Origin of the sequence: Treponema sp. B152 (genome assembly GCF_024181665.1) — a bacterium.
Taxonomy (GTDB): domain Bacteria; phylum Spirochaetota; class Spirochaetia; order Treponematales; family Treponemataceae; genus Treponema_B; species Treponema_B denticola.
In genome coordinates this window covers 1,109,807-1,136,116 of sequence record NZ_CP058668.1, presented here as the reverse complement: position 1 = coordinate 1,136,116, position 26,310 = coordinate 1,109,807, and the positions used below count along the sequence as shown (strand labels likewise).

The following is a 26,310-nucleotide window of genomic DNA, read 5'->3' as shown; positions in this document are numbered from 1 at the left end:
CTTTGAAGATTACCCTCAAAGCTGTTAAAATTTAAAGCTGTTTATTTACAACAGCAGCAAGCCTTGTACCTTAAAACAGGTTCACGGGCGGCTTTTGTTTCATCTACTCGTCCGATGGGACGCGTGTAGGGATAGCCGTGAAGCTTTTCGGGATTTGAATAAGCTTCTTTTTTGAGTTTGATCATAACTTCGGCGGTAAAGTCCAAGGTGGACTTGCTTTCCGTTTCAGTAGGCTCAAACATCAAGGCTTCATGTACGATGAGCGGGAAGTACATCGTCGGCGGGTGGATGCCGTCGTCGATTAAGCCCTTAGCTATGTCAAGAGCGCTTACGCCTGTTTCTTCCTTGATCTTTTCAAGGGTAAGAACGAATTCGTGCATACAGATTCTGTCAAAGGCAACATCATATTCTTTTTCAAGCTTCTTCTTTAGATAGTTTGCATTTAAGACAGCATAGCCTGAGCTTTCCCTTATGCCCTCGCTTCCGAGCGTAAGAATATAGGCATAGGCACGCAAGAAGACAAGGAAGTTTCCGTAGAAGTTTCTAACCCTTCCGATTGAATCCGGGCGGTTATAATCCAGCTTATAGCTTCCGTCCGAGCCTGTAACTACGGGAACAGGTAAGAATTCTTCAAGGAATTTTTTACAACCGATCGGGCCGCTTCCGGGACCGCCGCCTCCGTGAGGAGTCGAGAAGGTCTTGTGCAAGTTAAGGTGAACTATATCATAGCCCATATCTCCGGGTCTTAGTCTTCCCATAATTGCATTAAGGTTAGCACCGTCATAGTACAATAAGCCGCCTGCTTTGTGAACGATTTCGGCAATTTCTTTGATATGGGTTTCAAAGAGGCCGAGGGTGTTCGGGTTTGTAAGCATGAGGGCTGCAGTATCGTTTCCTACAGTCTTTTTTAATTCTTCGATATCTACGTTTCCGTCTTTATCGGAAGGAATGTTTATAATTTCGCATCCGACCATTGCGGCACTGGCAGGGTTTGTACCGTGTGCCGAATCGGGAACCAAAATCTTGTTTCGGGCATGGTCGCCGCGTTTTTCGTGATAGGCTCTGATTACCAAAAGGGCTGTGAACTCTCCGTGAGCACCTGCTGATGGCTGGAGGGAGAAAGCATCCATTCCGGTAATTTCACCGAGTTTTTTACCTAAATCGCCCATGGCCTCAATACAACCTTTCATTGTATGCTCAGGCTGCAAGGGATGAATATTGGTAAAGTTCGGAAGAGCTGCGACTTCTTCGTTGAGTTTGGGATTGTACTTCATTGTACAAGAACCTAAAGGATAGAAACCGTTATCTACACCGTGAGTACGCTTGCTCAATTCCATATAGTGGCGTACAAATTCAAGTTCCGAAACTTCAGGAAGTTTTGCATCGCTTGCTCGTAAATATTTTGAATCAAGCTTATATTCGGGTACTGTCAATTTTGCTTCGGCAAATTTATGACCCTTTACGGATTTTTCAAAAATCAATTCGCTCATTACAATACCTCCTTAATGATTTTTACGGCCTTGTCAAGTTCGCATTTGCAAAGAACATCGGTTGCACACCAAAGAATTGAGTCATCGCAAATCTTTAAACCGCCCAAGATATTATTCTTTTCAAGATTTGAAAGAATTGCATCGGCCTTTCCTTTTCCATCAGTTACGAATTCATGGAAGAATTCTCCGTTATTTTTTACGGTTAAGCCGATCTTTTTAAGTTCATCTGCAAGATAATGTGCATTGCTTACGGAAACCTTAGCAACGGTTTTTAAGCCCTCTTTTCCGTAGGCTGTCATAAACATAGAAGCTCTTAATGCACAAAGGGCCTGGTTAGAACAGATACTGGAGCTGGCTTTTTCGCGTCTTATATGCTGTTCGCGGGCTTGAAGAGTTAGAACAAAGGCTCTTCTGCCGTCATGGTCTGTTGATTGACCGATGATTCGTCCCGGGATTTTTCGCATATTGGCTTCGATTGTAGAAAGGAAGCCGAGATAGGGTCCGCCTGCACCTAGAGGAAGCCCTAAGGCCTGACCTTCGCCTAAGGCAATTGAAGCACCGCATTCTTTAGGTGTTTTTAAGATTGCCAAAGAAATAGGATTGCAGCTCATTACAAACTGAGTTTTGGTACCTTCTACAAGTTTACCGACAGCTTCGCAGTCTTCGATTGTACCGAAACGGTTCGGCTGCTGCATAACAACGGCTCCGACACTTTCATCTAAAAGGCCCTTAATCTTTGAAACATCCGTCTTATAGCCGTCACGGGGAATCATTACGAATTCTACGCCGCTGTGCTTTAAATAGGTTTTAGCAATTTCGATTGAGCTGGGCTCAACACATTCCGAAATCAAAACCTTGTTTTGTTTTCGTCCTAAGGACATAACTATGGCATCTGCAACTGCCGTGCCTCCATCATAAACGCTGGCATTGGAAACATCCATTCCGGTAAGTTCGCAAATCATTGACTGATATTCAAAACCTGCTTGGAGTTCGCCCTGATTCATTTCGGGCTGATAGGGTGTGTAGGCTGTTAAAAACTCCTCTCTGGAAGCCATGTGCCTTACAGCGGCAGGTGCATAGTGGTTATAAGCACCGGCACCTCTTAATATCGATTTAAAGACAGTGTTTTCACTGCTTAAATTTTGAAAAAACTTTTCAACTTCTGCTTGAGTTTTTCCCTCACCTATATCAACTTTTTTACAGCCCTTGTTATCAAAGCTATATAAATCATCAATCGATTTGACACCGATGAGATCAAGCATCTCTTTTGTTTCCTCAGCGGAATGAGGAATATAATTTGACATAAACCCTCCTATTTAAATTTAAGTCAACATGTAGAATAAACAGAAAGGCAGAATTTCTGCCCAACTGTTTATCACACTTATTTTTAATTATTTGCAGAGACCTTTGTATTTACCTGCATCCATTAATTTTGAAGATTCTCCCTTAAGTTCTACCTTAAAGAACCAAGAACCGAAGGCATCTTCATTGATTTTTTCGGGAGCATCTAAAAGCTCTTCGTTTATTTCAACAACCTTTCCTGTCATGGGGCTGATGATTTCGAAAACTGCCTTTACGGATTCTACCGTAGCACAGGCCTTGTCAGCTGTAACTTCATCCCCTACTTCAGGAAGCTCGATGAATACGACATCTCCCATTTCGCTTTGGGCATAATCACTGATACCGATAATACCGATGTTTCCTTCTTTCTTGAACCATTCGTGTGATTCCAAGTATTTTACATCTTCTTTAATTTCCATATCTAACTCCTATATTTTATTTTTAAGTTTTTGTCAAAAACTTATAAAACCTGTTTAATTAGCCCTTAATTTCTTTTAAGAAGCTCGTAGGCACGATTTTAGCCTTTAGTTTTTTACCTCGTACTTCGATAAAGACTTCTTCATCTTTAATGCCTCTATCGATTCTCATATGTCCGATACCGACCTTTAATGATGGGGAAGAGGTTCCTGTGGTAACATAACCGATTTCCTTGTCGCCTAAGAAGACTTTGTCATGATCGCGGGCAATGCCTCTGTCAATCATCTTAAAGCCTTTTCGGATTTTTTTGGCTTCGTTGGTTTCGAGAGCTTTTTTACCGATAAAGTCTTCTTTTTCAAGTTTGATAAAGGGCTTTAAGGTTACTTCGGTTGCCAAGGTTTCTTCGGTCATTTCATGGCCGTACAAAGGCATTCCGGCTTCAAGGCGCAAGGTGTCTCGGCAGCCTAAACCGCAAAGCTCTATTCCGAATTCTTCTCCTGCTTTCATAACTTGATTGAAAAGCTCAAGAGCCCATTCTTTGGGGCAGTAGATTTCGTAACAGTCTTCACCGGTATAACCTGTCTGAGAAACGATTACTTCTCCCTTGGGGCACTGGAAGGTCTTAAATGTGTAGTAAGCGGAGGGCATTGCAGAAGGAGCAATAAACTTTTTTACCACAGCAGGAGCATTGGGGCCTTGAATTGCAAGCTGGGCAATTTCGGAAGATCGGTCAGTAAAGGTAACGCTCTTATCCAAATGCTTTTTTACCCAGTCATAATCTTTGTCGTGGTTTCCGGCATTTACAACCAAAAGGAATTTCTTTTGATTATAGCGGTAAACAAGGAAGTCATCTACAATTCCGCCCTTTTCGTTACACATAAGGGTGTAGCGTACATCTCCGTCAGCCATTCCGCGAATATCGTTTGTAATAAGGGCATTTACGGCAGCTTCGGCATTGTCGCCTTCAATATAAAACTCTCCCATATGTGAAACATCGAAAAGTCCTACATTATTGCGAACTGCAAGATGCTCTTTTAAGATACCGGCAAACTGAATGGGCATTTCATATCCGCCGAACTCAACAAACTTGCCGCCTTTAGCGAGCAAGGTTTCATAATAGGGTGTTCTTTTCATCTCATCCTCCTAAATTTATTTTAATTTGTAATGGATAATGTGTAGTGTTTTGATTACAAATTATTAATTACAAATTGTCTTTTAGCTTATTATAAAGCTCTTCATTTTTTCCCTTGCCTAAGCCTATAAGAATTTTTTGCTCATCGGTTATAACCAATATATAGGGAGCTTCATTTTTTAGTATACATAGTTTTACAGAGCCTAATTCATTATATCTAAAATAGCCTATCTTAATCGGCCCCAGACCTATGCCGTTTACCCGCCTTACTCCTAAAGAAGGCAGAGTTTCGAGTTTTTTGACCTCTCTGATTTCGGAAATCGGTATGCTGACACCATAAATTCCTTTAACTTTTAATAATTCGCCTTCTACAGACGCATCTGCAGTTTTTATAACAACAAAGGCTCCGATAAAAATTAAGAGCAGCAATCCTATTGTAAAAAACATTTTAAAACTGCTTTTTTGTTCTTTCAAAACACGCCTCCCAGTTAACCATATTGTACACCAGATATAAAAGAAAAGCAATAGCAAATAGATAAAAAAATATTGCTTTAATTATAAAATCAAAAACGGCAAGGCTATCATAGAAAGCCTTTACAAAACTGAAGTTTTGAAAGGCTCTCTTATAATTATTTTTTGTAAATCATGTGGGTAGCCGACTTTTCGACGTCTTCTACAGCCTCATAAAAGGCTTCTACTACTGTGGGATGAGGATACATGGATTTTAAGATATTTTCCCTCTTAGCCTTGTTTGTTACAAGAGTTCCGATGGCACCTATCATATCGGTAGCCGAATCGCACATCATCTGACAGCCTACAATCCTGTCTTCTTCATTGAATAGAACCTTAATAAAGCCTACATCCAAGCCTGAAAGCACCGATTTTCCGTTTGAACCCATTGGAACTTTTCCTATTTTTACGGTAATTCCCTTGGCTTCAGCCTCTTTTTCGGAAATGCCGACTCCTGCAATCTCCGGTGTGGAATATACACAGGAAGGAATAACGTCTTGTTTTTCGTGTTTAGTATTGTTTACAAGGTTTTCAACAACCAGATGACCTTGATTTTCGGCATTGTGGGCAAGCATTACATTTCCCTTTACTGCATCCCCAATGGCATAAATACCTTCGACATTAGTTTTCATGCAGGCATCGGTAATTATACCCCGTTTATCGTATTCGATTCCGGCAGAATCAAGGCCTATATCCTTTATTTCGGCAATGCGTCCGATACAAACGATTACGGCATCGGCTGTAATGCTTTCTTCTTTTTCTTTAAGAGTAAAGGTACAGCCGGTTTTTTCGATTTTGGTTACCATGGCTCCGTTTATTATCTTTACTCCCCTCTTTTTTAGAACGAGGGCCTGCTGCATTGCAATGTCCCTGTCAAAGGGAGGAAGAATTGTTTTTTCGAGTTCGACGATGGTTACTTCCTTACCTAAATTTGCATAGACTGTGGCAAACTCAATGCCTATAACACCGCCGCCTATGATGATGACGCTCTTAAAATCGACAGGCTCTTTTCCTAAAATATCGTCAGAGGTCATAGCAGTTTCGATTCCGGCTATCGGAGGAGCAAAAACAGAAGAACCAGTTGCGATGATGAGGTTTTTAAATTCAAGCTCTTTTCCATTTACACTTACGGAAGATTTTGAAGTTATTTTGCCTTCCCCATTATAAAAATCAACTCCGGCATTTTCGATGAGTTTTTCGATACCGCCTACAAGTTTATCCACAACAGCATTTTTTTTCTCGTAGATGGCCTTAATGTCGTATTTTAAGTTTTCACCTGAAAGACCGAGATCGTTTTCGGCAAAGCTTCCGAAAACCTCGGCTGTGTGAAGAAGGTATTTTGTCGGAATACAGCCCTTGTTCAAACAAGTTCCTCCAAGCCTGTTTTTTTCGATAAGAGCGGTTTTTAGCCCTGCCCTTCCAGCTTTTATGGCCGCAACATAGCCGCCCGGGCCTCCGCCCAAAACGATTAAATCATACATACTAATCTCCTAAAAACAGCTTAAAATTTTAAGCATTATAATGTTTGTTTTCCAAAGTATACACGATGATCTTAATAAAAGCAAGGGGAGAAAATTGTATCTCTATAACATTGAAATTTTCAGCTGTCTTCCAAACACATTTGCTATTTTCTCTAATGTTGAGAGTCGAACATCTTCAGCATGATTCTCCATCCTAGAAATAACACTTTTTTTTGTTTCCAATTTTTCTGCCAACTGTTCCTGTGTCATTCCCTGTTCAAGTCTCATCTCTTTGATAAGAGCTCCTATTTTAAACCGCTCATATCCTATTTCAAAATCTTCAGCAAATTCGACATCTCTTTTTTTCCTTTCTGCAATATATTCTTCTAAATCACTCATACTTTACCCCTCTTTCAATCTGATCTGCCATTCTTTTATTACACAATTCTATTTCATTTTTAGGTGTTTTTTGTGTTTTTTTCTGAAATCCATTTGTCAATAAAAGAAAATAACCTTGATAAAACTGGCCTAAAATTCTATATATATTTCCTCCAAATTCTATTCTGCATTCATATATTTTTTGTACCACTCAAATTCTTAAAATAAGTTCTAGGCACCTTTTCTTGTGTTTCAATTAATCTTAAAACCCATGTTATTTTTTGAGCAATCTTTCCAGGCTGAGTATCTATAAATTCTTTTACAGGACATTTTCCATCCTTTGTTTTATAAAATTTTATTTCTCTTTTCACATATAAATGTTAGCATTAATGTTTACTTTTGTCAAGTCTTAATATTTTTTGCAATCACAATGCATCAAATCTTTTAAAAACTTCCTCCTCCTCTTTGAGCTCTCCTCGACCCTTTCGGTTTATTTAAAATTTTCAATGATTTAGCTGATTGTTAATGAAAAGAAAAAACTATTTAGAAATAAAAAAAAGCCAACTCTCGGACTTGAACCGAGTACCTGCACGTTACGAGGGTGCTGCTCTGCCGGGTGAGCTAAGTTGGCAAGTTGATTTTTGATAAAGAAACTTTATCAAAAATCAACAAAAAAGTCAATAGGAAGAATTTTGCTTAAACCTTATTTATGACATCTAAAACTGTGCCGTCACGGTAGGTGCTTATTCCCACCACTTCGCCGGAACGGGGCTTAACTTGGGGTTTTCCTGTAAAGGATTCTGCAATTTCTTTTAATTCTTCGATAGTTTTAATTTCAAGATTTGTTTCAGCCTTCAGCTTTTTAATTAAATCTGCATGGCGCGGATTAATTGCAATACCTCTGTCAGTAACAAAAATATCGATTGTTTCTCCCGGAGTGGTTACAGTGCGGACCTTATCGACGAGACAAGAAATACGGGCATTAAATAGCTTTGAAACGATTATCGAAAGCTTTGCTCCTGCTGCCGTGTCGGCATGACCTCCCGAACCTCCCAATATAATCCCATCGGAACCGGTGGTTACGTTTACATTATAGTCCAAATCTATTTCGCTTGCACCGAGGATAACGACGTCAAGCTTTCCTGCAACATGGTCGGGATTGTTAGGGTTTGCATAAAGGTCGGCTGAAATCTTGTGATGATTTGCATTTTTTTCGGTAGAATCTACGGCCGAAAGGTCAAAGCACTGAACATCATAAAGATCTTCAAAAAGGCCTTCTTCAAGCATCTTTACAAAATAGCCTGTAATTCCGCCGCAGCCGAAACTTCCCTTTATGTTTTTTTCTTTCATTGCTCGGTGCATTTCGTCTGCAACAGCAAGGGAAATACCGCCTGCTCCGGTCTGCATACTAAAGCCGTTCTTAAAAAGGCCTGAGTGTTCAATAAGAGTGCGGCAGTCGCGGGCTATTTTTAAGCCGATCGGATCTTTTGTAATCTGAGTTGTTCCGCTTACAATACCTGCAGGATCTCCTATTTTATCTACCTCTACCACCATGTCTACAAAACGGCCTTCGATGTCTGCTTTTTTAACCTTTGAAACCCTTGTATCGGTAATGGCTATAGTTTTTTTTGCCATTTGAGCATCGGCTACGGCATAACCTAAGGAACCGCAAAATGACCTTCCTTCGGAGCCCGAAATATTTCCTTGATCGTCTACACAAGGCGAAGCTAAAAAGGCAGCGTCTATCGTAACCTCTTTTTCTAAAATCATTCTGGGGCGTCCGCCGTGGGTAGTCATAATTACGGGCTTTTTACACTTACCGTAACTTACAGCCTTTGCAACAGGCCCTGACATATAGGAGGTCATAAGTTGGGTAACCGTTCCGTCTTCCATAAGTTCAACCAAAATCTCATGGCAGGGGAAAATCGAAGAAGCCATTACTGTCAAATCTTTAATTCCTCTTTTTTTAATTTCCCTCATTACCATATCAAGAACATAGTCGCCGTTTCTAAGGTGATGATGAAAACTTATAACCATTCCGTCATGGAGTTTAAGCTCATCAAGGGCTTGGGCTAATGTTTTCCCGAAAACGGGTTTTACATTTTTTGTAAGCTCATATTTTGCATTTTTTTTATTTACAAAGGCTCCCTTAAAAGGATTGTCCAAGCCTTCTCTTCCAAGTATGTTATTCATATCTCTTCCTCCCTATTTTATCAAGCCCCAGTTTTTGGCAGAATCATAAAGAGCTTGAGCCCTCTTGATAACCGGTAAGTCGACCATCTTTCCCTTAAAGCTGAATACGCCTAAGCCCTTTTGTTTTGCTTCTTCCGCTGCCTGTAAAATAGCCTCGGCTCTTTCAATTTCGGCACTTGAAGGAGAAAATATTTTATGAATCTCTTCGACCTGACGCGGATTGATAACCAAGCGGCCCGAAAATCCTATGCTCTTACTAAAGGCCGTATCGAGCCTTAGCCCCTCAAAGTCTTCTACATCCGTAAAAGGGGTATCAAGGGAGTCCAAACCGTATGCATGGGCGGCTGTCGTCAAACTAAAGCGGGCATATTCCAGTTCTTTTGAAAGACGGGTACGCTGAATTCCCATATCTACCGAATAATCTTCGCCGCCTAAAAGAAGGCCTTGAATTAGCGATGAAGCTTTGGCTATCGAATTTACATCCATAATTCCGCGGGCCGATTCTACCAGCATAAGAAAGCTGAAATTCTTAGTGATATTGTGAGCCTTTTTTATCTCGTTTATTTTTTGCTCGACCGAGTGAACGGCATCGACCGAAGCCTTGGGAATTACGATTCCGTCGGGAAGAACGGGGATAATTGTCTCCAAGTCCTTTTCCCAATAAGGGGAGTCGATGGGGTTTATTCTTACAGTGATTTCGGAATGGGTAAACTTTAAAAAGGAAAGAGCATTCCGCACCAGAGTACGGGCCGAGTCTTTTTCATCAAGGGAGACGGCATCTTCCAAATCGTAAATGATGGAATCCGCTCCCAAAATATCGGCTGATACCAACATTCCCGGATTATTGCCGGGCATAAAAAGCATACTTCTTCTATTTTTCATTTGCGCGCCTCAATGCTGTTTCTACACGGGCCTTGATTGTACAATCTAAGGCGCCCTTGTCTTCGATAAAGAGTTTGGCATTTTTTACTTCAAACTCATCCAATACTTCCTGCACCGTTTTTTTAATCTGTGCACCGAATTCGTTTAAAACAGAGCTTTTTAAGTCAAGTTCAAGTTTTTCGGAAGGAACAATACGGACAAGGCAATCATTTGATTGGAGTGTTCCGCAAACCGCTTCTCGTTTTATTTGCATAGATACCCCTTAAAAATTTGATATGATAAGATTATATCAATATAAAAAGAATAAGTCAATCTTGGGGAAGGAAGATAGTTTTAATATAAAAATAGTCAAGAATTATAGGGTGTTCCAAAGCAGAAATGGAAAAACTATAATTTTTTTCAAAGGTAGAAGGACAAATGCTAAATTGATTTTTGTCAATTGTTCAATTCTTTTTCAATATTTCTTCCGCCATACATTACACGAATAATATAAACTTTTTTATCGGCTTCCGATGGTATATAAAAAACTAAAAATTTATCAACGGGCATAACACGCAAGCCCTTACTATACCACGGTTCCTTTTGATAGGCTTTATATCGCTTAGGCATCTGATCAAGACTCATGATACCGGCTTTTAGCCTCATTAATTGCCGAGCTGCAGCTTTAGGTGAAAACAACTTAAAGGCAATATATTCATAAATATCTTTTAAATCGGATTCTGCATGACCTGAAATTTCGATTTTATATGTCATATACAATAATCTTTTTGAATCTTATCAAAAACCGCCTCAGCTGCTTTTTTATTTCCATTAGTTATATCGGAGTAGCCTTTCATAAGCTCTCTATTCAAGCCTTCTTCAGTTAAATCTTCTAAAATAATAGGAGGCTTTGCCGGAAGTTTTAGCTCAAAAGGAATGCCCCTGTTTAAAATAATTTGTTTATAAAACATACTTATCGCATTTGATGCAGGAATTCCAAGGGAATCTAAAATAATTTCAGCCTGCTCTTTTACGTCAGGTTCAATTCTTGCATAAAGATTTGCTGTTTTTGCCATTTGCCCTCCAAAGTTATTAAACACCTATATTATACACCAATGTCCATACAAAAGCAAGGCAATATTGTTTTGAAGTTAAAATATCTAAGCTCAAATTTTAGGAAAGATAGAATTTAACCGCAAGGAAGGCTAAGACCGCAAAGATTTTTTATGCAGTCTTAGCTGAATTTACCTTAGCGGTTTAATTTTACTCTACTCCCATTTAAAGGCATTTGTGGCATAGGTCAACTCCCGTGAAAATTTTGCATCGGTATTTTTAGGTATAAGAGTCCAAGTAGTTGAAGCTGTGATGTCAAAACTCAAGACCTTATTTTTATTTTGAGCTTCATTACCGGCACTGTTCTTATCCCCATAATAGCCGTCGGAGGCGATTATTAGTTTATTGAGAACCGTCCCTATGAACCTGTATGGGGCATAGCCGTCAGTAGAAGAAGATTGGGTAGACCATACAGTGTCAAAAGACTGATAATTCATTGCGTTATTTAATGGATTGCTGCTTTTTACTAACTTAGCTGATGTTTTTACAATGTTTGTATTTTGATTTTCCAACTGTCCATCTTGCTTAATAACTGTATAATATAGTACACCATTTATTATCTGCATTGCAAAAATATTTTCATCAACATAATTATCACCGGTGTTATGCGGTATAGTACTTGATGTATCACCTATATAATCAGTGTTTGAGTGGTCAAAATTTGAGTATTTATGTATAACATTTTTAAACTTTTTTGGACTAGTATATTCGTTTTTTTGAGCAACAAATAAACCGTCATTATTTACAGTCATAGAAGTAATTTTAGAATCATTAGCTCCAGAAAGGTTATTCAATGTGTGTTTATTAAGATATGAGCCTGTCTTAAAATCGCTAGATTTAAACCATCTATTCCTTATTATGATTTTCTCACCGGTTTTATAACTATAATACACATATCCCTTTTGGGTATCTGAAACATCAACAGCAATAGCTGTCGGTTTTTGAGAGGCAGAAAGTTGTGTACTTCCGGAATCATTCACCATCTTTTGTTGATTTTCTTTTGTATTATCCGTACTGTAACCGTTAGCTTTTTCATATCTTCTTACAAAATAACCTGTAGTATCAAACCAAACTACATAGAGGTTTCCTTCTTGGTCATAGCAAAAAACATCCGTCGGGAAATCGGAGCCGTTATCTTGAAGAAAAGCAGTACTTGGTAATGAAGCACTATTATTTTCATCAACAAGATAAAATTTAAAGCCTTCAGTGGTGGGAGCAGTATTCTTCTGCCACAATAAGACCTTGCCAGTCGTACCGGGAGGAGGCGGAGGAGGCGTGGCGGTTTCTTCGTATTCCTTAAACCATTTATTTTCGGTTGCGTAAGAATACAGGCTCTTGGTTGAGGTATTAAACGAGAATATTCGGTTTACGTTTTTATAGATTCTTACACTGCCGCCTTCCTTTTTAAACGTACAGCCGTCATCGGCAATCGAAATGCTTTGCTCATCATAGCCGATAAAACAAGCAGGGCCGTAAAAGTTAGTTTCACCGGCAGTAACTATGTCGTTCTCAGCCGTTACCGTGTCATTAAACCCGTATTTTTGAGGATTATCTATTACTTCGGAAGAATTGTATGTATATTCAAGCATACCGCCTAAGGAGTAATAAGGAGAAGGTGTAGAAGGTGTAGGCAGATTGTTTTTTGCAAATAGGATATATATTTTATCTTTTTTTACAAGGATATCCTTAAAATCTACTTGAATTGGTGTTCCTGATATGGTTATTTGTCCTGTTGATACGGTGGTGCTGCCGGCCTGATTGAGTGTAAGCCCGCTTCCTCCTTCCGTAATAGTGAACATTTTTAAAGCAGGACTAGCAGGAATGTCTAATGCAAATAGGTTATTATTATAAACTGCAATTGGGCTGACCGGGATCGTGGGACTTCCGGCAATTACAGAACCGTCGTCTTTTATTCGATATAATACGACGTTATTTGATGAATCCTTTATTAAGGCATACACCTTTCCGGTTATGGGATCTGAAGCAAGTTTTACACTTGAAGCACCGGTAATCGTAGTTACTATCTGGGAACCGAAGTCAAAATTATTCTGTGTTCCGTCGCTTTCATAGCGGTTCAGTGCCCAAGCAGATTGTTTATAAGCAATGTAGAGTCGGCCTCGGCTGTCTCTGGTAAAAACAGGAAGCTCTCTTGAGTTTATATCAATTCTTTTTCCGGCTATATTAAATTCATATGTATTTGTTTCCTTCGTCGAAAAGCCCACGTTTGCCAATGAAGAGGCGTTTTTGTTTAAAAGAAGCCGGATATCGTTATTACCTTCTTTTACGGTGTGGCTATTGTGAGCCGACCAAGAAGAAGATGGGCCGTTTAATTTTACGGTTATTTCTAACCTTGATCCTATAGGAAAATCGGCTTGAAAAAATTTAGGTTCGGAGGCAAGAATTTTTTTATAAATGGAACTGTTCCCTTCCGTTAGAATATCTATTTCAAGTTCCGAATCTGCAAGATTTGGAAGCCCTGTCGAAGAATTTATTGAGCGGGCTCTACCGCCTTCCAAATCGATTGTAATGGTTCCGTATTCTTTCTGAAAAAATAAAGAACAAGAAGAAAGTATTAAAACAAGTAAAGCAAAAAACAATTTCTTTTTCATAAAAACCTCTAAAATTGATATTTTTATCTATAATTTTAAATACATCCATTTCATAATAGCATAAAAATATAAAAATAACAATATAGCCGCATTTAATGCTTGCATTTAAAGGCTCTTACATAGTATAATCCTTTTCCGAACGGAGGTCATTTTATGAAAGATACAATCTATGTTTTGGATGCATACGGGCTTATTTATCGCTCTTATTTTGCCTTTATTTCAAGACCTCTTACAAACTCTAAGGGCGAAAATGTTTCGGCTATCTTCGGCTTTTTTAAAAGCCTTCATTCCATATTTACCGAATATAATCCTAAGCTCTTTGTTACTGCCCTCGATTCACTTACACCTACTTTTAGGCATGAGATGTACAAAGAATACAAGGCCACACGGGATAAAACGCCCGATGACCTCCATGCTCAAATCGACAAAATAGAAGAAATTTTAAAAACATTTAGATTGCCTGCAGTCCGCTGTAACGGCTTTGAGGCCGATGACGTAATAGCTTCCATAGCCGCCCTTGCAGAAAAAGAAGGCAGGGAATGTGTGGTTATTTCGGGCGACAAGGATTTAATGCAGCTTGTTTCAAAAAACACGACAATGCTTAAACCGGGGAAGATTAAGGCTTGGGAAGGCTTCGATGCCGAAAACGTAAAAGAAGAATGGGGCGTTTATCCCGACGGAATGTTAGACCTTCTTTCCCTCATAGGCGACAGTGCCGACAATGTTCCCGGTATAAAAGGGGTCGGCCCGAAAACAGCCGTAAAACTCCTTGAAGAGTACAAAACCCTCGACGGCATCTACGCAAATACAGGGAACTTAAAGGGGGCTTTAAAAACAAAAATAGAAGAAGGAAAGGAATCGGCTTATTTTTCTAAAGAGCTTATAAGGCTCCGCTTCGATGTTCCAGTCGAAAAAGACTTAAACGCCTACTCTACTTCCCAAATGGACTATGAGGCGGCTGCCCGTCTTTTTATAAATGAAGAGCTTCCCAATATTGCAAAACTATATTCCGAAAAAATAATTGCCGAAAAGGCTCTGTCCAAACATGAAAAAAATGAGACTTCTTCAAAAGAAAACTTAAAACAAGAGACCGGTCTTTTTGAAAATTCGGAACAAAAAACTTCTCCCGAAATGCTCCCGCAAGAATTAGGAACAGGTGAAGAAATCTCCCTTCCTCAAAATAAGGGTGATTACAAACTTGTAGACGAAGCGGAAGAACTTTTTAAAATAGTAGACGAGGCCTTAAAACAGGGCCTTGCAGCCTATGACTGTGAAACCACAAGTGAAGATCCCCTAAATGCGGAAGTCTGCGGATTCTCCCTTGCCCTAAAAGAAGGAGAGGCCTATTATTTTCCCATAAAAGCACCGAGCCCTGAACTGGGAGAGGAAGCTCCAAAACTCATAGCCTTTAAGGATGCCCAAAGGGCTGTAACAAAGCTCTTCAACTCGAAGATGACCCTCATAATGCATAACGGCAAATTCGATATTCAGGCAGCCCTTTCATCAAAACTTGCAAGCGGCATTTCGGCAAATCTTTTTGACACAATGATAGCTGCATGGCTTTTAGACCCCGCCCGCTCTTCTTACGGAATGGATAAACTTGCAGAAAGTATTTTAGGCGTAAAAACCATAAGGTTTAAAGACCTTGTAAAGCCGGGACAAAACTTTTCGGATATTCCCTTAAAAGAAGCCTGTCCTTATGCTGCAGAAGATGCCGACATAACATTCCGATTTTATAAAAAATTTTTACCCCTCTTAAAAAAGAATAATTTGGAAAAACTTTTCTTTGACCTCGAAATGCCCATCACAAAACTTTTAACCGAGATGGAAATAAAGGGCATCTTTTTAAAAGGCGAAGAACTTACTGCCTACTCAAAAGAATTGGGAAAAGAACTTGAAGATTGCGAAAAAGATATTTACCGCCTCGTAGGCCATGAGTTTAATATAGCTTCTCCTAAACAGCTTCAAGAAGTCTTATTTGAAGAAAGAAAACTGACTCCCGGCAAAAAAACTAAGACGGGCTATTCTACGGATACTTCGGTCCTTGAAAACCTTGCTTCGGAGGATCCCGTACCTGCAAAAATCTTGGATTACAGGGCTCTTGCAAAGTTAAAATCCACATATACCGATACCCTTCCCAAGATGACGGACAAAAACGGAAGAATCCATACAAGTTTTATTCAAACGGGAACAGCTACAGGCCGTCTTTCAAGCCGAGACCCCAATTTACAAAATATCCCCATCCGCGGAAACGAGGGCCGGAAGATAAGGGAAGCCTTTCAGGCAGAAAAGGGACGGGTTCTTATTTCTGCGGATTATTCGCAGATTGAACTTGTAATCCTTGCTCATCTTTCAAAGGATCAAAACCTAGTAGAAGCCTTTAATAAGGGAATAGATGTTCACGCCAAGACTGCAAGCCTAATCTTTGCCGTAGACATAAAAGATGTAAGTCAGGATATGAGACGCATAGCAAAGACCATAAACTTCGGCGTAATGTACGGAATGAGTGCATTCCGCCTCGCTTCTTCTTTAAGAATTCCCCGCAAAAGAGCTGATGAGTTTATAAAGGCTTATTTTGCCACCTATTCGGGCGTATCAGGCTTTATGGCCCAAGTTTGTCAAGAAGCCGAACAAAGAGGCTATGTAGAAACCTTAATGGGAAGAAGACGTTATCTTCCGGCTATAAACAGTAAAAACAAGGTAGAAAAGGCGGGAGCCGAACGCATTGCGGTAAACACCCCGATTCAGGGCACAGCCGCCGATATAGTAAAACTTGCAATGCTCGAAGTCGATAAGGCCTTAAAAAAACAAAAACTTGATGCATCTATACTTTTGCAGGTTCATGATGAGCTTATAATAGAGGCTGCCGAATCTGAAAGAGAAAAAGTCATGTCCCTCGTAAAAGAAAAAATGGAAGGCGTAATCAAACTTTCGGTACCATTAAGGGTAAGCATAGAATCGGGAATGAGCTGGGGAGAGTTCCACTAATGGATAGTGTTTCAAACAGCCGGCAAAGCCTCGATGCGCCCTCAGAACCGATTTTAATAGGGCTTTCAGGGCCTTCTTGTTCGGGTAAAAACACGGCAAGTACTATTTTACAAGACTACGGGTTTTATTGTATTGATGCCGATGCCGTTTCAAGAAAAGTTTTTACAGAACATGAAAAAGAAATTTTAAATCTCTTTCAAGCCGAGGCTGAAAAACGAGGCATAAATTTAAAAAATGAAAAGGGTATCGACAAAAAAGCCTTTGCCCTCTTGGTCTTTTCGGATGAAGAACTTTTAAAAAAACATGAAGCCTTTATTCTCCCCATAATCGAAGAAAAAATATGGGAGGAAATTAAAAGGGTATTTACTGAAAAACCTGAGCGCCCCATTCTTTTAAATGCCCCCACCCTTCACAAGACGAGCCTTATAAAAAAATGTCTCTTTATATTGTACATAGATGCTCCTTTTATTTTAAGGCTTATAAGGGCAAAAAAAAGAGACAGGCTGCCTTTAAAAAATATTTGGTTAAGATTTTCAAAACAAAAGAAATTCTTTTCTCAATACTTTTTTTTAAATGCCGATACAATAGTAGTAAAGAACTTTTGGTCTTCTGCAAGTTTAAAAAGAAAACTATTGCAGGAAGTTAAAAAAAGAGGTTTTTGAGGTCGATTTATGGAACAGAAAAAAATTTTATGGATAGTACTTTTTATTTCGTTGTTTGCTCTGATTATCTTCGGTGTCGGTTTATACCTGTATGCCCCATTCCGTAATAAAAGCACTATGACTGCAGCACAAATATCCGATTTAGGCAGAATAGAAGCAGACAAAACGGATACTAGCGTTGACCCGCTTCAATGGACACGAAATCCCGAATCAATTCCTCCGCTTGAGCCGGATTCTACGACACTTGTAAATATTGCCAACAATATAACCGTTGTAAACGGTGAAGGCCAAACAGGAACAACAGAAACCTCTATCAACGTAAGCGATTTAACTAATACTCAAAAGGACGAAAAAACTGCAAGTTTACCGGAAAATCTTGCTGCAAATTTAAACACAAACCAAGAAGGCAATAAAAAAAATTCCGATACCGAAACACAAACTACTCCTGCAAAAGAAGCTAATCAAAATACAGGCGTAGCTTCGGTAAAAGGCGTAAGCTCAAATACGGTTCAAAAACCTAAAACCGAAAAGAAGACTCCTCAAAAAACGGAAAAGCCTGCTGTCAAAACAAGCCCTGCTCAAAAAACGGTTTCCACACTGTACTGGGTTCAAACAGCTTCTTTGACAAGCCGCTTAAATGCAGAAGCCGCAAGAGATACCCTCACCTCAAAACACATGAAGGCGGAAATCTTTACCAAAGAGACGGCAACGGGGCTTACACACCGAGTCAGAGTCGGACCGTTTAAAAATAAAACCGAGGCCGAATATTGGCTAAAAAAAATAAAAGAAATTAAGGGTTTTGAAGGGAGTTATGTAACCCAAGACCGAAAAAAAAGCTGATTATGTCAACAAAGGTCTGTCTTGTTTTAACGGAAAAAACAATCGAAAAAAATCTTTCCGCACTGGAAAAGTATAAGAAATTTATTGATATTGCGGAGCTTCGCGTAGATTATCTCAATCAAAGCGAAATACTCTATTTAAGGAATTTCCCTGAACGGGCCGGAATCCCTTGTATCTTAACCGTTAGGAGAAAGTCTGACGGCGGAAACTTTACCGGAGGCGAAGGTGCAAGGATGACAATCTTTGCACGCGGCCTTGCCTTTGCAAACTCCGACCCGATAAAAAATTTTTCTTATATAGATTTGGAAAGCGATTTTGATTCATCCGGAATCGAAGAAGCGGCAAGAGCCTTTGATATTAAAATAATAAGAAGCCTTCACAGTAAGGTTCCGATAAAAAATATTGTAAAGACTGTAGAAGGTTTAAGCCGTTTTGAAACCGACATTCCCAAATTGGCTTTTACGGCAAATTGTTTAAACGATGTTTCCGAGCTTTTTAAAGCCTCAAAGCTGATAAAAAATCAAGAGTACATTTTATCGGTTATGGGGCCATACGGTTTAAGCTCCCGTATCCTATCAAATAAATTAAATTCCCAAATCGTATATACCTTCACTCCCGAATACATAAAGAAAAATAAACTTGAACAAGCACTTATAGATCCTGAAACTTTAGAAGAATTATACGGATTTTCAAAAATCGATGAGGAGACAAGTCTTTATGGAGTTATAGGTAAGGATGTAAACACAAGTTTGAGCCCCCAAATTCATAATAAGGGTTTTAAACGAAAAAATCTTAATTCCGTTTATATCCCAATATCGGCGGTGTCATCAAAGGAAGCCTTGGACTTTGCCAATCTTCTTAAGATAAAAGGTCTTTCCGTTACGGCTCCTTTTAAAAGCGAAATCATTCCTCTGATAAATTCCATATCCGAAGCCTCTAAATTTATCGGAGCCGTAAATACCTTGGTAGCCGAAAACAAAAAATGGTTCGGCTATAATACGGATGTTGACGGTTTTCAGCAGGCTTTAATGGAATTCTTAAACGAAAAAGACTTACGCAAATATAAGGTCGCTATTATAGGGGCCGGAGGAGCAGCCAGAGCCGTCGCAGAAGTAATAAGCTCTCTCCATGGAAAAGCCTGTATCTTTAACCGTACGGCCGAAAAAGCTAAAAACATAGCCGAAAAATATAAATTTAAATGGGCACTATTGGATCCTATAAATATAAAACAGCTTCATGCTTTTTCGGAACTGATAATTCAAACCACAAATGCCGGTATGGAGCCCGACATAGATATGGACCCTCTTAATTTTTATACCTTTACAGGAAAAGAAAAAGTATTTGAGTTAATCTACAGGCCTGAAACCACTAAGATGTTAAAGCGGGCAAGGACGGCAGGATGTCAGGTTTGTAACGGCTATAAAATGCTTGAATATCAAGCTTATCATCAATTTAAAGCTTTTGCAGGAAAGGAGTATTTATAATGGACACGTCACAGTTAAAAGAAAGGGTTGCCTATCATGCAATAGACACTCTTTTTTCGGAAGGAAAAATTTTTGACGGAATGAAGATAGGACTCGGCACAGGCTCTACAGCTATGCCGGCTGTACACCGTCTCGCCCAATTATTGTCGTCAGGTAAGTTAAAAAAGATATACGCCGTACCTACAAGTTTTCAAACATCAATCGAATGTGAAAAACTAGGCATTCCTATTTATTCTTTAAGTTCTCAGCAAATAGGAGGAAACTTAGACCTTGCTATAGACGGAGCAGACGAAATCGATCCGGATAAAAACCTAATCAAGGGAGGAGGAGCCGCCCTCATCAGAGAAAAAATAATAGCATATAATTCAAAAGAATTTGTCGTCATTGCCGATGAAAGAAAAAAAGTTAAATCTATGGGAAAAGGATTTGCCCTTCCAATAGAAATTATACCGGAAGCACGTTTAAGTATTACAAAGGCTCTTGAAGCCCAAGACATAGAAGTATTTCTGCGTGAGGGCGTAAAAAAAATGGGACCTGTTGTTACCGACAACGGAAACTTTATAATTGATGTAAAATGGCCTGAAGCAGCCGATGTAGATCCCAAAGCCTTGGAAGAAAGTTTAAACAAGATTACAGGTGTAGTAGAAAACGGTTTTTTTACAAAAAACACTCCAAGAGTATTTATCGTACACCAAGATGGAAATATAGAAGATTTATAAAAGATACACTTTATAATAATTATATTATAAAATTACCCCACAAGAGCGCAAAGAATAATAATTGATTAAAAAACATCCTAAAAAAATCTTTGCGCTCTTCTTAACCTTTGCGGTTTATTTTATGTTAAAAACCGTCGTAGTTTACCTTATCTTTTTCCGCATTTTCTTTGTTGCCGCTTTCAGTTTTATTTGAAGGTTCAAAACGATCAAAGTCTTTTTGCATAGCTTCTACAATTTTAACAAGATTATCTTGTTTTAAAAGTTCAATAAAGTCTTCGCATTGAGCAGGAGAAAATGCCAATCGTAAAGCAGGACAGCTTGCATCATCTCTTTCCCCTATAGCCTTTGTTGTTGCATTACCTAATATAAAATAAGGTTTATTTTCAGATAATAATTGATATTCTGCTCTTAATGTCGGTTTTGCCTCATGTGCGCCTCCGCCAAAAAGTCCCCAAGTCATAGAGACCTTTGTCTTCCCGAAAAAAGCTTTTCTTTTTGCATTAGCGGCACTCAAATTTCTATCGTTATAAGAAGACAGATAAGTTTCCATTGCCTTAATCAATATTTCCCTATCTGCTTGATCCAAAAAAACTTCAACCTTATCAATCATAAATTTATGCTCAATAGATACAATATTTGTGCGTGGGTAAAAAGTAAATTTAAATTCGGTAGGTTTTATCTCTTCCTTTGTCCTCTTAACTGAACCTCCGATAAGTGTTCCTAAATCTATAGGAGAAAAGTCACCTAAAAAATTAGGATCATTTTTGGGTGCTGTTTTACATGAACCCAAAATAATCAAAAACATAAATGTACTTAAAATACTCAAAATTTTTCTATTCATTTTATGTCTCCTTAATTTATTTATTATAGAATACAAACTCTAAACAATATGAATTCTATCTTAGTTACAACCTATTGTTTTACTTCAAACATTTGAACCTGTTTGTTTAATACGGTAAGAACAAGAACCGTTCCTTGGGGAAGACCGTAAGGAATGCTGCATTTTCCTCCCTGATGATTAAAACTTATAAGCTCCTTTCTCTTTCCGTCAGGATATACGGCATCAACCGTAACTTTTACCGGATAAGGATATCTAGGTAAAGCAGGCGAATAAACACCGTAAACCATTTTTTCGGTAGAATCGGGGAATTGCATACCTAATTCTATTTGAGAGTAAGCATCTATAGAGGAATCTGCCGGCTGGCTTTGACTGACAACAACCGGGGCATCAAGAGAAGAATTGACTTCGGCTTTTATTACAAATGAAATTTTACTTTGAGCTATTGCAGAATAAATATCGTCAAGTTTAAGCCCTTCCATGTTTGGAACGGAAACCTTCTCATTTTCAGGGCCCTTGCTTACAATAAATTCAATAAAAACGCCTTCGGATATCTTTGTATCCGGAGCGGGATTTTGCTCCAAAATCGTACCGGCAGGAATTGAACTTGATTTGTACATAATCGGTTCTTTTATCGAAATCAACTGTTTACGGCCTGAAGTAAAAAGAGAGGCAAAATGCTGTTGAACCTCCGATAAGGTTTTTCCCACATAATTTTCTACTCTGTCAAGAACGGCACCGCTGCTTACAGTGACAGTTATTCTTTTTCCGGCTTTAACGATAGTTCCTGCAGGAGGGCTTTGCTCTAAAACCGTCCCTGCATCTTCGGTATTATCCGAAAATCTTAACTGAAGACGAGGATAGAGTTCTTTAACCTGTAGTTTAAGAACCGCATCTTCAAATTTTTCGCCTTCGATATTAGGAACCAAAACTTGATCGGCCGTTTTTACCGACATAAAAAACACGATTGTAGAAACAATAATAAAAAACACAAGCATTACTAAAGAAGTAATAACTATCACTTTTCCGTTACTTTCTATGCTGTCTGCAATATCACCAAGACCCATTTATTCCACCATCCATATTTTAAAATTTATGTTTCAAAACCGCCTTCCAAAAAATCCGGAGAGCCGTTTAAAAAATCCTTCCATTCAAGCTTTTTTTTTGCCTGCTTTTGTAATACCGAAACAGCGAGTATTACATTTCCTGTTTGAATTAAAATACCGCATTTCTTATCGGTACCCAGTATTGTACCAAATTTTTTATTTTTTGTCATTTCATTTGAAGCATCTTCATATAAATTAGCTTCAATTATGCTTATTTTTTCGCTGTTTTTAAAGGTAAAGCAGCCCGGCCATGGGGTAAATGCCCTTATTTTTCTTTCAATTTCTTCAGCCGGCTTTGACCAATCTATAAGCCCGTCTTCTTTTTTTAACATTGAGCAATAAAGAGCTTTAGCCTCTTCTTGAGGCCTTGCCTGCTTTAATTTGTTTTCAAAATCCGAAAGCACATCACGTAAAAGCGGGCAGCACTTATCGGCACAATCGGCTAAAAGGCTTTCCGTTGTTTCGGAATCATTTAAGGGAATTTCAAGCTGTCCCAAAATACTTCCGCAATCCGTTTTTTGAGCAAGGGTCTGAATCGTAATTCCGGTAAGTTTATCTCCCGCCAATATGGCCGCAGGAACAGGGGCCGGCCCCCTCCACCTTGGTAAAAGAGAGGGATGAATATTTATTCCGCCCAGCGGAAAAAGAGCCATAGTCTTAGACCCGAAAATTTTACCGTAGGCAAAACAAACCAAAAGCTCCGGTTTTAAAGCCTCAAGTTCTTTTCTAGAATTATCATCAAGTTTTTGAGGTGTCAAAACAGGAAAGTTTTCCGGTAAAACACCTTCTTTTATAAGCTCCTTTACTGCAAGAGCCGTATCGGAATCCTGCATCTTTTTATTCCGTCCTGCCGGAGCCGGAGGATTTGTCAATACTCCGCAAAGGTCAAATTCGCGAGCTATCAGGTTTAAGGCAGGTACGGCACAGGAAGGAGTTCCCGCAAAAAGGATTCTCATCTCAGGCGGATCCTCTTTTTTGAAAAAAGAGCCTTTTTATGCTCAAACTTTTCGATAGCTTCGGCCTTTTTTTCTTCGCTTAAACGGTCTATAAAAAGAATTCCGTTTAAGTGGTCATTTTCATGCTGAATAACTCTGGCAAGGAGTCCTGAGGCCTCAATGGTCTTTATTTTACCGTCAATATTTAAAAACTGCACTTTTACGGCTGAAGGTCTCATAACTTCATCATAGACCTTAGGTATGCTCAAACAGCCTTCTTCCATCAAACACATTTCCTGAGACGTTTCGATAATTTCAGGGTTTATAAAAACATATTTTTGTTCGTTTATAAATACGATAAAAAGTCTTATGTTTTCTCCTACTTGCGGAGCCGCCAAGCCTATACCGTTTTCTTTTTTTACGGTAACAAACATTTCGTCGATTAAGCTTTTAATATTTTCATCTATTTTTTCAACAGGTTTGGATACTTCCCTCAAAGTTTCTTCGCCTAAATATAATACTTTCATAGAGTATGATTATACAAAATAAGGGCTGCACCGTCAACCATGCTGTAAATTTTGGCATAAAATACGAATTTAATTGTGTTAAATTTATATAATGTATAAAAATTATATTCGTAATTGCAAATAGTCAATATTCATAGCTTGGGCTATTTTTTCCAGTGTTGCTTTTCGATTCTTTTTGGATGTTTCCATCTGACTATAGGCTGCTTGGCTTATCCCCATTTTTTCGGCAATTTCAGTCTGTGTAAGGTTTAAGTATTCACGCCATGCCTGAATGGAACTCATATCTTCCAAATGTATTTTTTTTATTACTTCATGCGGAATTGTTTCTTTTTCGTTAAATTCTCTTACCTTATGATTACATAATGTTTGAAAAACTTTAAAAGGAATAACCGCATATTCCGGTTTCCCGTCCTTTCCTGCTATAAATTGAACATCAATAAGTGTTGTCATCTCTTTTTTTTACCTCCTCGATTGATAATATATGTATTTTTTCAATGTGATTAAATAGAATCCTATATCTACCGACACGCAATCGATAATCGTATTTATGATTACTTAATGCTTTTACATTTAAAACATACGGAAATCCGGATAAAGTATCAACAGCTTCAAGAATTTGCTTTTTATCAGCTTTTTGTATTTTGTTAAGTTGTTTTGACGCTTTTCGGCTCCATCTAATCGATATCATTGTTCTATTATAAGATAATTATAAGTTTTTGTCAATTATTTTTTTCAGTTCATTCTGAGCGGTTTCGCAGTGCATACATCAGTTTTTGGCCTTTGTAAAGGGCTTCGGAAATAAAAATCGGAAAAAGTTTAAAAATTTTTAAAAGACTTTTTTTTCCTCCCCTTGCCTTCCAAGAGTGATCCAGCTTTGTCCAAATAGAAAACAAAAGAGGAATAAAAAACAAAAAAAGGGAAAACAAAACAGCAAGCTTAAAGGGTAAAATTTTTTCTAATGTCTCCTTCAATTGAAGAGAGCTTGTGGTATTAAAAAAAAGGGAGCTTATCTGCATAAGACAGATGAGTTTTAAAATAAGAAAGACCAAATCCTTTATACTGCTTTCCGTTTTTATAAGAACCGAAAAAACATGGAGGCTTACAAGAAGCAGGCAATAAGGCAGAATCGGTTTTAAATCCCGTAATTGCTCTAAAAACGAAAAACCTATAAAACGGGCAAAAAAAATAAAAAATGCCGAAAAAAAGAAAACATAATTAGGAAAGAAAAAAATCAGAACTGTAAACCCGAAAAGAAAGAACAATTTTAAAAGGGGGGACATCCTATGTAAAAAGCTCGCTCCTCTACGGTACGAAAATAAGGGCATTATATCCAAATTAAATCCTCCCTCTTTGTGTATGAAGTAATCGGAGGTCTTATGCTCCATTCTTTTAGGTTTTGTCTTAAGCCCTCTTCAGCAGTCCCATCAAAAACTTTTTTACCCCTATGGAGAACTAAAAACCTGTCGGCGAGGGCATAACATTTTTCAAGCTCATGGCTTAAAATAAGAAGGGTATAGTTTTCGGCCTTTAATTCTTTAATAAGGGAATTAACCTGCACTACCCCCTCATAATCCAAATTTGCATAGGGCTCATCAAAGATGATTACGGGAAACTTCATCGCCAAAATTCCTGCAACGCAAAGCCGCCTCTTTTCTCCTCCCGATAAAGAACGGGAAGAATAATAACGCTTATCCTTTAAGCCGGTTTTTTCCAAGGCTTCATCCAATCTTTTTTTTCTTTTTTCCGGCGGAAGTTTTATATTTTTTAGCCCGAACAAAATATCTTCCTCAGGTGTTTCTCCCAATATCTGCAAGTCTGAATCCTGAAAAACTATGCCACATCTTTCTTTTACATCTACAAGCCCCGATGATGGCCTTATAAGCCCTGCAATAATCGACATAAGAAGAGTTTTTCCCGAACCATTTGCACCCGAAATAAGAATGCTCTCTCCCTTAAAAACAGTCAAAGAAATTTCATCCAAGGCCTTAAAATTAACCGTTCCGTCAAAAGAGCTTTGAACAAAGGTCTTACTTATATTTTTTAAGCTTATAATTTCTTCTTTCATGGTTTAAGAAGAAGCCTCTAAAAAATATCTTGCCGTAACGGGACGCAGCTTATAAATTAAAGCGGAAACCAATATCATCTTGATAAAATCCCCCGGCAAATAAGGAATACAGGCAAGGCTCAATGATTCAAAAAGCCCCCTGTTTGTAAGCTGCATAAATCTTGCTATCCCAAAAACATAAATAAGAGCAAAGCCTGAAAAAGAGGCTGCAATTATTTTTAAATAGTTTATTAACTTAATGCTATTATTTTTACCTGAAGAAACTAAGGTAAGGTCCTTTGCTCCGGGCTTTCTAAAAAAAATAATTAAAAAAGCTGCTGCCGCAAGATAGCCGATTAAAAAGCCTCCCGTCGGCCCTAAAAGATGGGCAAGACCTCCCCTGCTTCCCGAAAAAACGGGAAGACCGAGCAAACCGGCAATCAAAAAAAGAACTGTTGAAGCCGTCCCGTAAAGCCCCCCCAAAAGCCCCGATGCCAAAATAGGCATCATGTTTTGAAGCACTATTGGAACGGGAGTTCCGGGAAGAGGAAATGCTATAAAACCGCTTACGGCAATAAGAGCCGCAAAAAGCGGAACAAAAATTAGCATAATCGATAGTTTAAAATTTGAGCTCATATTTTCTCCAAATCAAATTGATAACCA

General features: G+C 38.6%; 29 protein-coding genes and 1 tRNA gene. 5 read left to right on the top strand and 25 right to left on the bottom strand.

What is annotated here, in order from left to right; translation table 11 throughout:
• Nucleotides 1–41 precede the first annotated feature (41 nt).
• The 16 genes from gcvPB to HYB91_RS05175 form a co-directional block, all read right to left on the bottom strand.
• Nucleotides 42–1,490 (bottom strand): aminomethyl-transferring glycine dehydrogenase subunit GcvPB, encoded by a 1,449-nt coding sequence (gene gcvPB, locus HYB91_RS05250; protein ID WP_002678342.1) that lies wholly within the window; start codon nucleotides 1,488–1,490, stop codon nucleotides 42–44.
• Nucleotides 1,490–2,794: an aminomethyl-transferring glycine dehydrogenase subunit GcvPA gene (gcvPA, locus tag HYB91_RS05245; protein ID WP_002678346.1), complete on the bottom strand. Its 1,305-nt coding sequence runs from the start codon at nucleotides 2,792–2,794 to the stop codon at nucleotides 1,490–1,492. The genes gcvPB and gcvPA overlap by 1 nt, the downstream gene beginning before the upstream one ends.
• Before the next feature lie 87 nt (nucleotides 2,795–2,881).
• Entirely contained in the window at nucleotides 2,882–3,250 is a 369-nt protein-coding gene (gene gcvH / locus HYB91_RS05240) for a glycine cleavage system protein GcvH (RefSeq protein WP_002669223.1), read from the bottom strand.
• A 58-nt stretch (nucleotides 3,251–3,308) separates the two neighbouring features.
• Complete coding sequence (gene gcvT, locus HYB91_RS05235; protein ID WP_253719648.1) at nucleotides 3,309–4,382, bottom strand: glycine cleavage system aminomethyltransferase GcvT; 1,074 nt, start codon at nucleotides 4,380–4,382, stop codon at nucleotides 3,309–3,311.
• A gap of 67 nt (nucleotides 4,383–4,449) precedes the next feature.
• On the bottom strand, nucleotides 4,450–4,854 hold the full coding sequence (locus HYB91_RS05230; protein ID WP_002678350.1) for a PH domain-containing protein: 405 nt from the start codon (nucleotides 4,852–4,854) through the stop codon (nucleotides 4,450–4,452).
• 155 nt (nucleotides 4,855–5,009) lie between these two features.
• A complete protein-coding gene (gene lpdA, locus HYB91_RS05225) occupies nucleotides 5,010–6,371 on the bottom strand; it encodes a dihydrolipoyl dehydrogenase (protein WP_002678352.1) in 1,362 nt (453 codons plus the stop codon).
• Nucleotides 6,372–6,473: 102 nt separating this feature from the next.
• Nucleotides 6,474–6,749, bottom strand: a complete 276-nt coding sequence (locus HYB91_RS05220; RefSeq protein ID WP_002678354.1) for a helix-turn-helix domain-containing protein — start codon at nucleotides 6,747–6,749, stop codon at nucleotides 6,474–6,476.
• Complete coding sequence (locus tag HYB91_RS05215) at nucleotides 6,742–6,939, bottom strand: type II toxin-antitoxin system RelE/ParE family toxin (protein ID WP_252508202.1); 198 nt, start codon at nucleotides 6,937–6,939, stop codon at nucleotides 6,742–6,744. Before HYB91_RS05215 ends, HYB91_RS05220 begins: the two co-directional genes overlap by 8 nt.
• Nucleotides 6,920–7,099, bottom strand: a complete 180-nt coding sequence (locus HYB91_RS05210; protein ID WP_252508203.1) for a hypothetical protein — start codon at nucleotides 7,097–7,099, stop codon at nucleotides 6,920–6,922. The genes HYB91_RS05215 and HYB91_RS05210 overlap by 20 nt, the downstream gene beginning before the upstream one ends.
• Before the next feature lie 187 nt (nucleotides 7,100–7,286).
• Nucleotides 7,287–7,359 (bottom strand) — tRNA-Thr (locus HYB91_RS05205).
• A 65-nt stretch (nucleotides 7,360–7,424) separates the two neighbouring features.
• Complete coding sequence (gene citF, locus HYB91_RS05200) at nucleotides 7,425–8,921, bottom strand: citrate lyase subunit alpha (protein WP_002678355.1); 1,497 nt, start codon at nucleotides 8,919–8,921, stop codon at nucleotides 7,425–7,427.
• Between the two features lie 12 nt (nucleotides 8,922–8,933).
• The gene (locus tag HYB91_RS05195) at nucleotides 8,934–9,803 is read right to left on the bottom strand and encodes an HpcH/HpaI aldolase/citrate lyase family protein (protein ID WP_002678356.1); all 870 of its coding nucleotides are present in this window, start codon (nucleotides 9,801–9,803) and stop codon (nucleotides 8,934–8,936) included.
• Complete coding sequence (gene citD, locus HYB91_RS05190; protein ID WP_002669237.1) at nucleotides 9,793–10,056, bottom strand: citrate lyase acyl carrier protein; 264 nt, start codon at nucleotides 10,054–10,056, stop codon at nucleotides 9,793–9,795. The genes HYB91_RS05195 and citD overlap by 11 nt, the downstream gene beginning before the upstream one ends.
• Nucleotides 10,057–10,238: 182 nt before the next feature.
• Entirely contained in the window at nucleotides 10,239–10,556 is a 318-nt protein-coding gene (locus HYB91_RS05185; RefSeq protein WP_002678357.1) for a type II toxin-antitoxin system RelE/ParE family toxin, read from the bottom strand.
• Complete coding sequence (locus HYB91_RS05180) at nucleotides 10,553–10,858, bottom strand: type II toxin-antitoxin system RelB/DinJ family antitoxin (RefSeq protein ID WP_002669240.1); 306 nt, start codon at nucleotides 10,856–10,858, stop codon at nucleotides 10,553–10,555. Before HYB91_RS05180 ends, HYB91_RS05185 begins: the two co-directional genes overlap by 4 nt.
• A 192-nt stretch (nucleotides 10,859–11,050) precedes the next feature.
• Nucleotides 11,051–13,504: a hypothetical protein gene (locus HYB91_RS05175; protein WP_002678358.1), complete on the bottom strand. Its 2,454-nt coding sequence runs from the start codon at nucleotides 13,502–13,504 to the stop codon at nucleotides 11,051–11,053.
• Between the two features lie 153 nt (nucleotides 13,505–13,657).
• Between HYB91_RS05175 and polA the strand changes: the two genes are divergently transcribed.
• The 5 genes from polA to rpiA are packed head-to-tail and all read left to right on the top strand — an operon-like array spanning nucleotide 13,658 to nucleotide 20,197.
• A complete protein-coding gene (polA, locus tag HYB91_RS05170) occupies nucleotides 13,658–16,492 on the top strand; it encodes a DNA polymerase I (protein WP_002678365.1) in 2,835 nt (944 codons plus the stop codon).
• The gene (gene coaE, locus HYB91_RS05165; RefSeq protein ID WP_002678367.1) at nucleotides 16,492–17,154 is read left to right on the top strand and encodes a dephospho-CoA kinase; all 663 of its coding nucleotides are present in this window, start codon (nucleotides 16,492–16,494) and stop codon (nucleotides 17,152–17,154) included. The genes polA and coaE overlap by 1 nt, the downstream gene beginning before the upstream one ends.
• 9 nt (nucleotides 17,155–17,163) lie before the next feature.
• Nucleotides 17,164–17,994 (top strand): SPOR domain-containing protein, encoded by an 831-nt coding sequence (locus tag HYB91_RS05160; protein WP_002671034.1) that lies wholly within the window; start codon nucleotides 17,164–17,166, stop codon nucleotides 17,992–17,994.
• Nucleotides 17,995–17,996: 2 nt separating this feature from the next.
• Entirely contained in the window at nucleotides 17,997–19,478 is a 1,482-nt protein-coding gene (locus HYB91_RS05155; protein ID WP_002678369.1) for a type I 3-dehydroquinate dehydratase, read from the top strand.
• A complete protein-coding gene (rpiA, locus tag HYB91_RS05150) occupies nucleotides 19,478–20,197 on the top strand; it encodes a ribose-5-phosphate isomerase RpiA (protein WP_002678376.1) in 720 nt (239 codons plus the stop codon). The genes HYB91_RS05155 and rpiA overlap by 1 nt, the downstream gene beginning before the upstream one ends.
• Before the next feature lie 124 nt (nucleotides 20,198–20,321).
• Here the strand turns inward: rpiA and HYB91_RS05145 are convergent, their stop codons facing one another.
• The 9 genes from HYB91_RS05145 to HYB91_RS05105 all read right to left on the bottom strand — a co-directional run bounded on the left by HYB91_RS05145 (nucleotide 20,322) and on the right by HYB91_RS05105 (nucleotide 26,283).
• Nucleotides 20,322–21,038 (bottom strand): hypothetical protein, encoded by a 717-nt coding sequence (locus tag HYB91_RS05145; RefSeq protein WP_002671027.1) that lies wholly within the window; start codon nucleotides 21,036–21,038, stop codon nucleotides 20,322–20,324.
• A 71-nt stretch (nucleotides 21,039–21,109) separates the two neighbouring features.
• A complete protein-coding gene (locus tag HYB91_RS05140) occupies nucleotides 21,110–22,102 on the bottom strand; it encodes a PASTA domain-containing protein (RefSeq protein WP_002678383.1) in 993 nt (330 codons plus the stop codon).
• Between the two features lie 26 nt (nucleotides 22,103–22,128).
• Nucleotides 22,129–23,097: a methionyl-tRNA formyltransferase gene (gene fmt / locus HYB91_RS05135; RefSeq protein WP_253719647.1), complete on the bottom strand. Its 969-nt coding sequence runs from the start codon at nucleotides 23,095–23,097 to the stop codon at nucleotides 22,129–22,131.
• Nucleotides 23,094–23,603, bottom strand: a complete 510-nt coding sequence (def, locus tag HYB91_RS05130; RefSeq protein ID WP_002669259.1) for a peptide deformylase — start codon at nucleotides 23,601–23,603, stop codon at nucleotides 23,094–23,096. The genes fmt and def overlap by 4 nt, the downstream gene beginning before the upstream one ends.
• 102 nt (nucleotides 23,604–23,705) lie before the next feature.
• Complete coding sequence (locus tag HYB91_RS05125; RefSeq protein WP_002669261.1) at nucleotides 23,706–24,053, bottom strand: helix-turn-helix domain-containing protein; 348 nt, start codon at nucleotides 24,051–24,053, stop codon at nucleotides 23,706–23,708.
• Nucleotides 24,037–24,291, bottom strand: coding sequence for a type II toxin-antitoxin system RelE family toxin (locus HYB91_RS05120; protein ID WP_002669263.1), 255 nt, complete (start codon nucleotides 24,289–24,291; stop codon nucleotides 24,037–24,039). The genes HYB91_RS05125 and HYB91_RS05120 overlap by 17 nt, the downstream gene beginning before the upstream one ends.
• A gap of 49 nt (nucleotides 24,292–24,340) precedes the next feature.
• The gene (locus HYB91_RS05115; RefSeq protein ID WP_002678388.1) at nucleotides 24,341–24,928 is read right to left on the bottom strand and encodes a CbiQ family ECF transporter T component; all 588 of its coding nucleotides are present in this window, start codon (nucleotides 24,926–24,928) and stop codon (nucleotides 24,341–24,343) included.
• Nucleotides 24,928–25,668 (bottom strand): ABC transporter ATP-binding protein, encoded by a 741-nt coding sequence (locus HYB91_RS05110; RefSeq protein WP_002678391.1) that lies wholly within the window; start codon nucleotides 25,666–25,668, stop codon nucleotides 24,928–24,930. Before HYB91_RS05110 ends, HYB91_RS05115 begins: the two co-directional genes overlap by 1 nt.
• 3 nt (nucleotides 25,669–25,671) lie before the next feature.
• Complete coding sequence (locus HYB91_RS05105) at nucleotides 25,672–26,283, bottom strand: biotin transporter BioY (RefSeq protein WP_002678393.1); 612 nt, start codon at nucleotides 26,281–26,283, stop codon at nucleotides 25,672–25,674.
• Nucleotides 26,284–26,310: the final 27 nt, after the last annotated feature.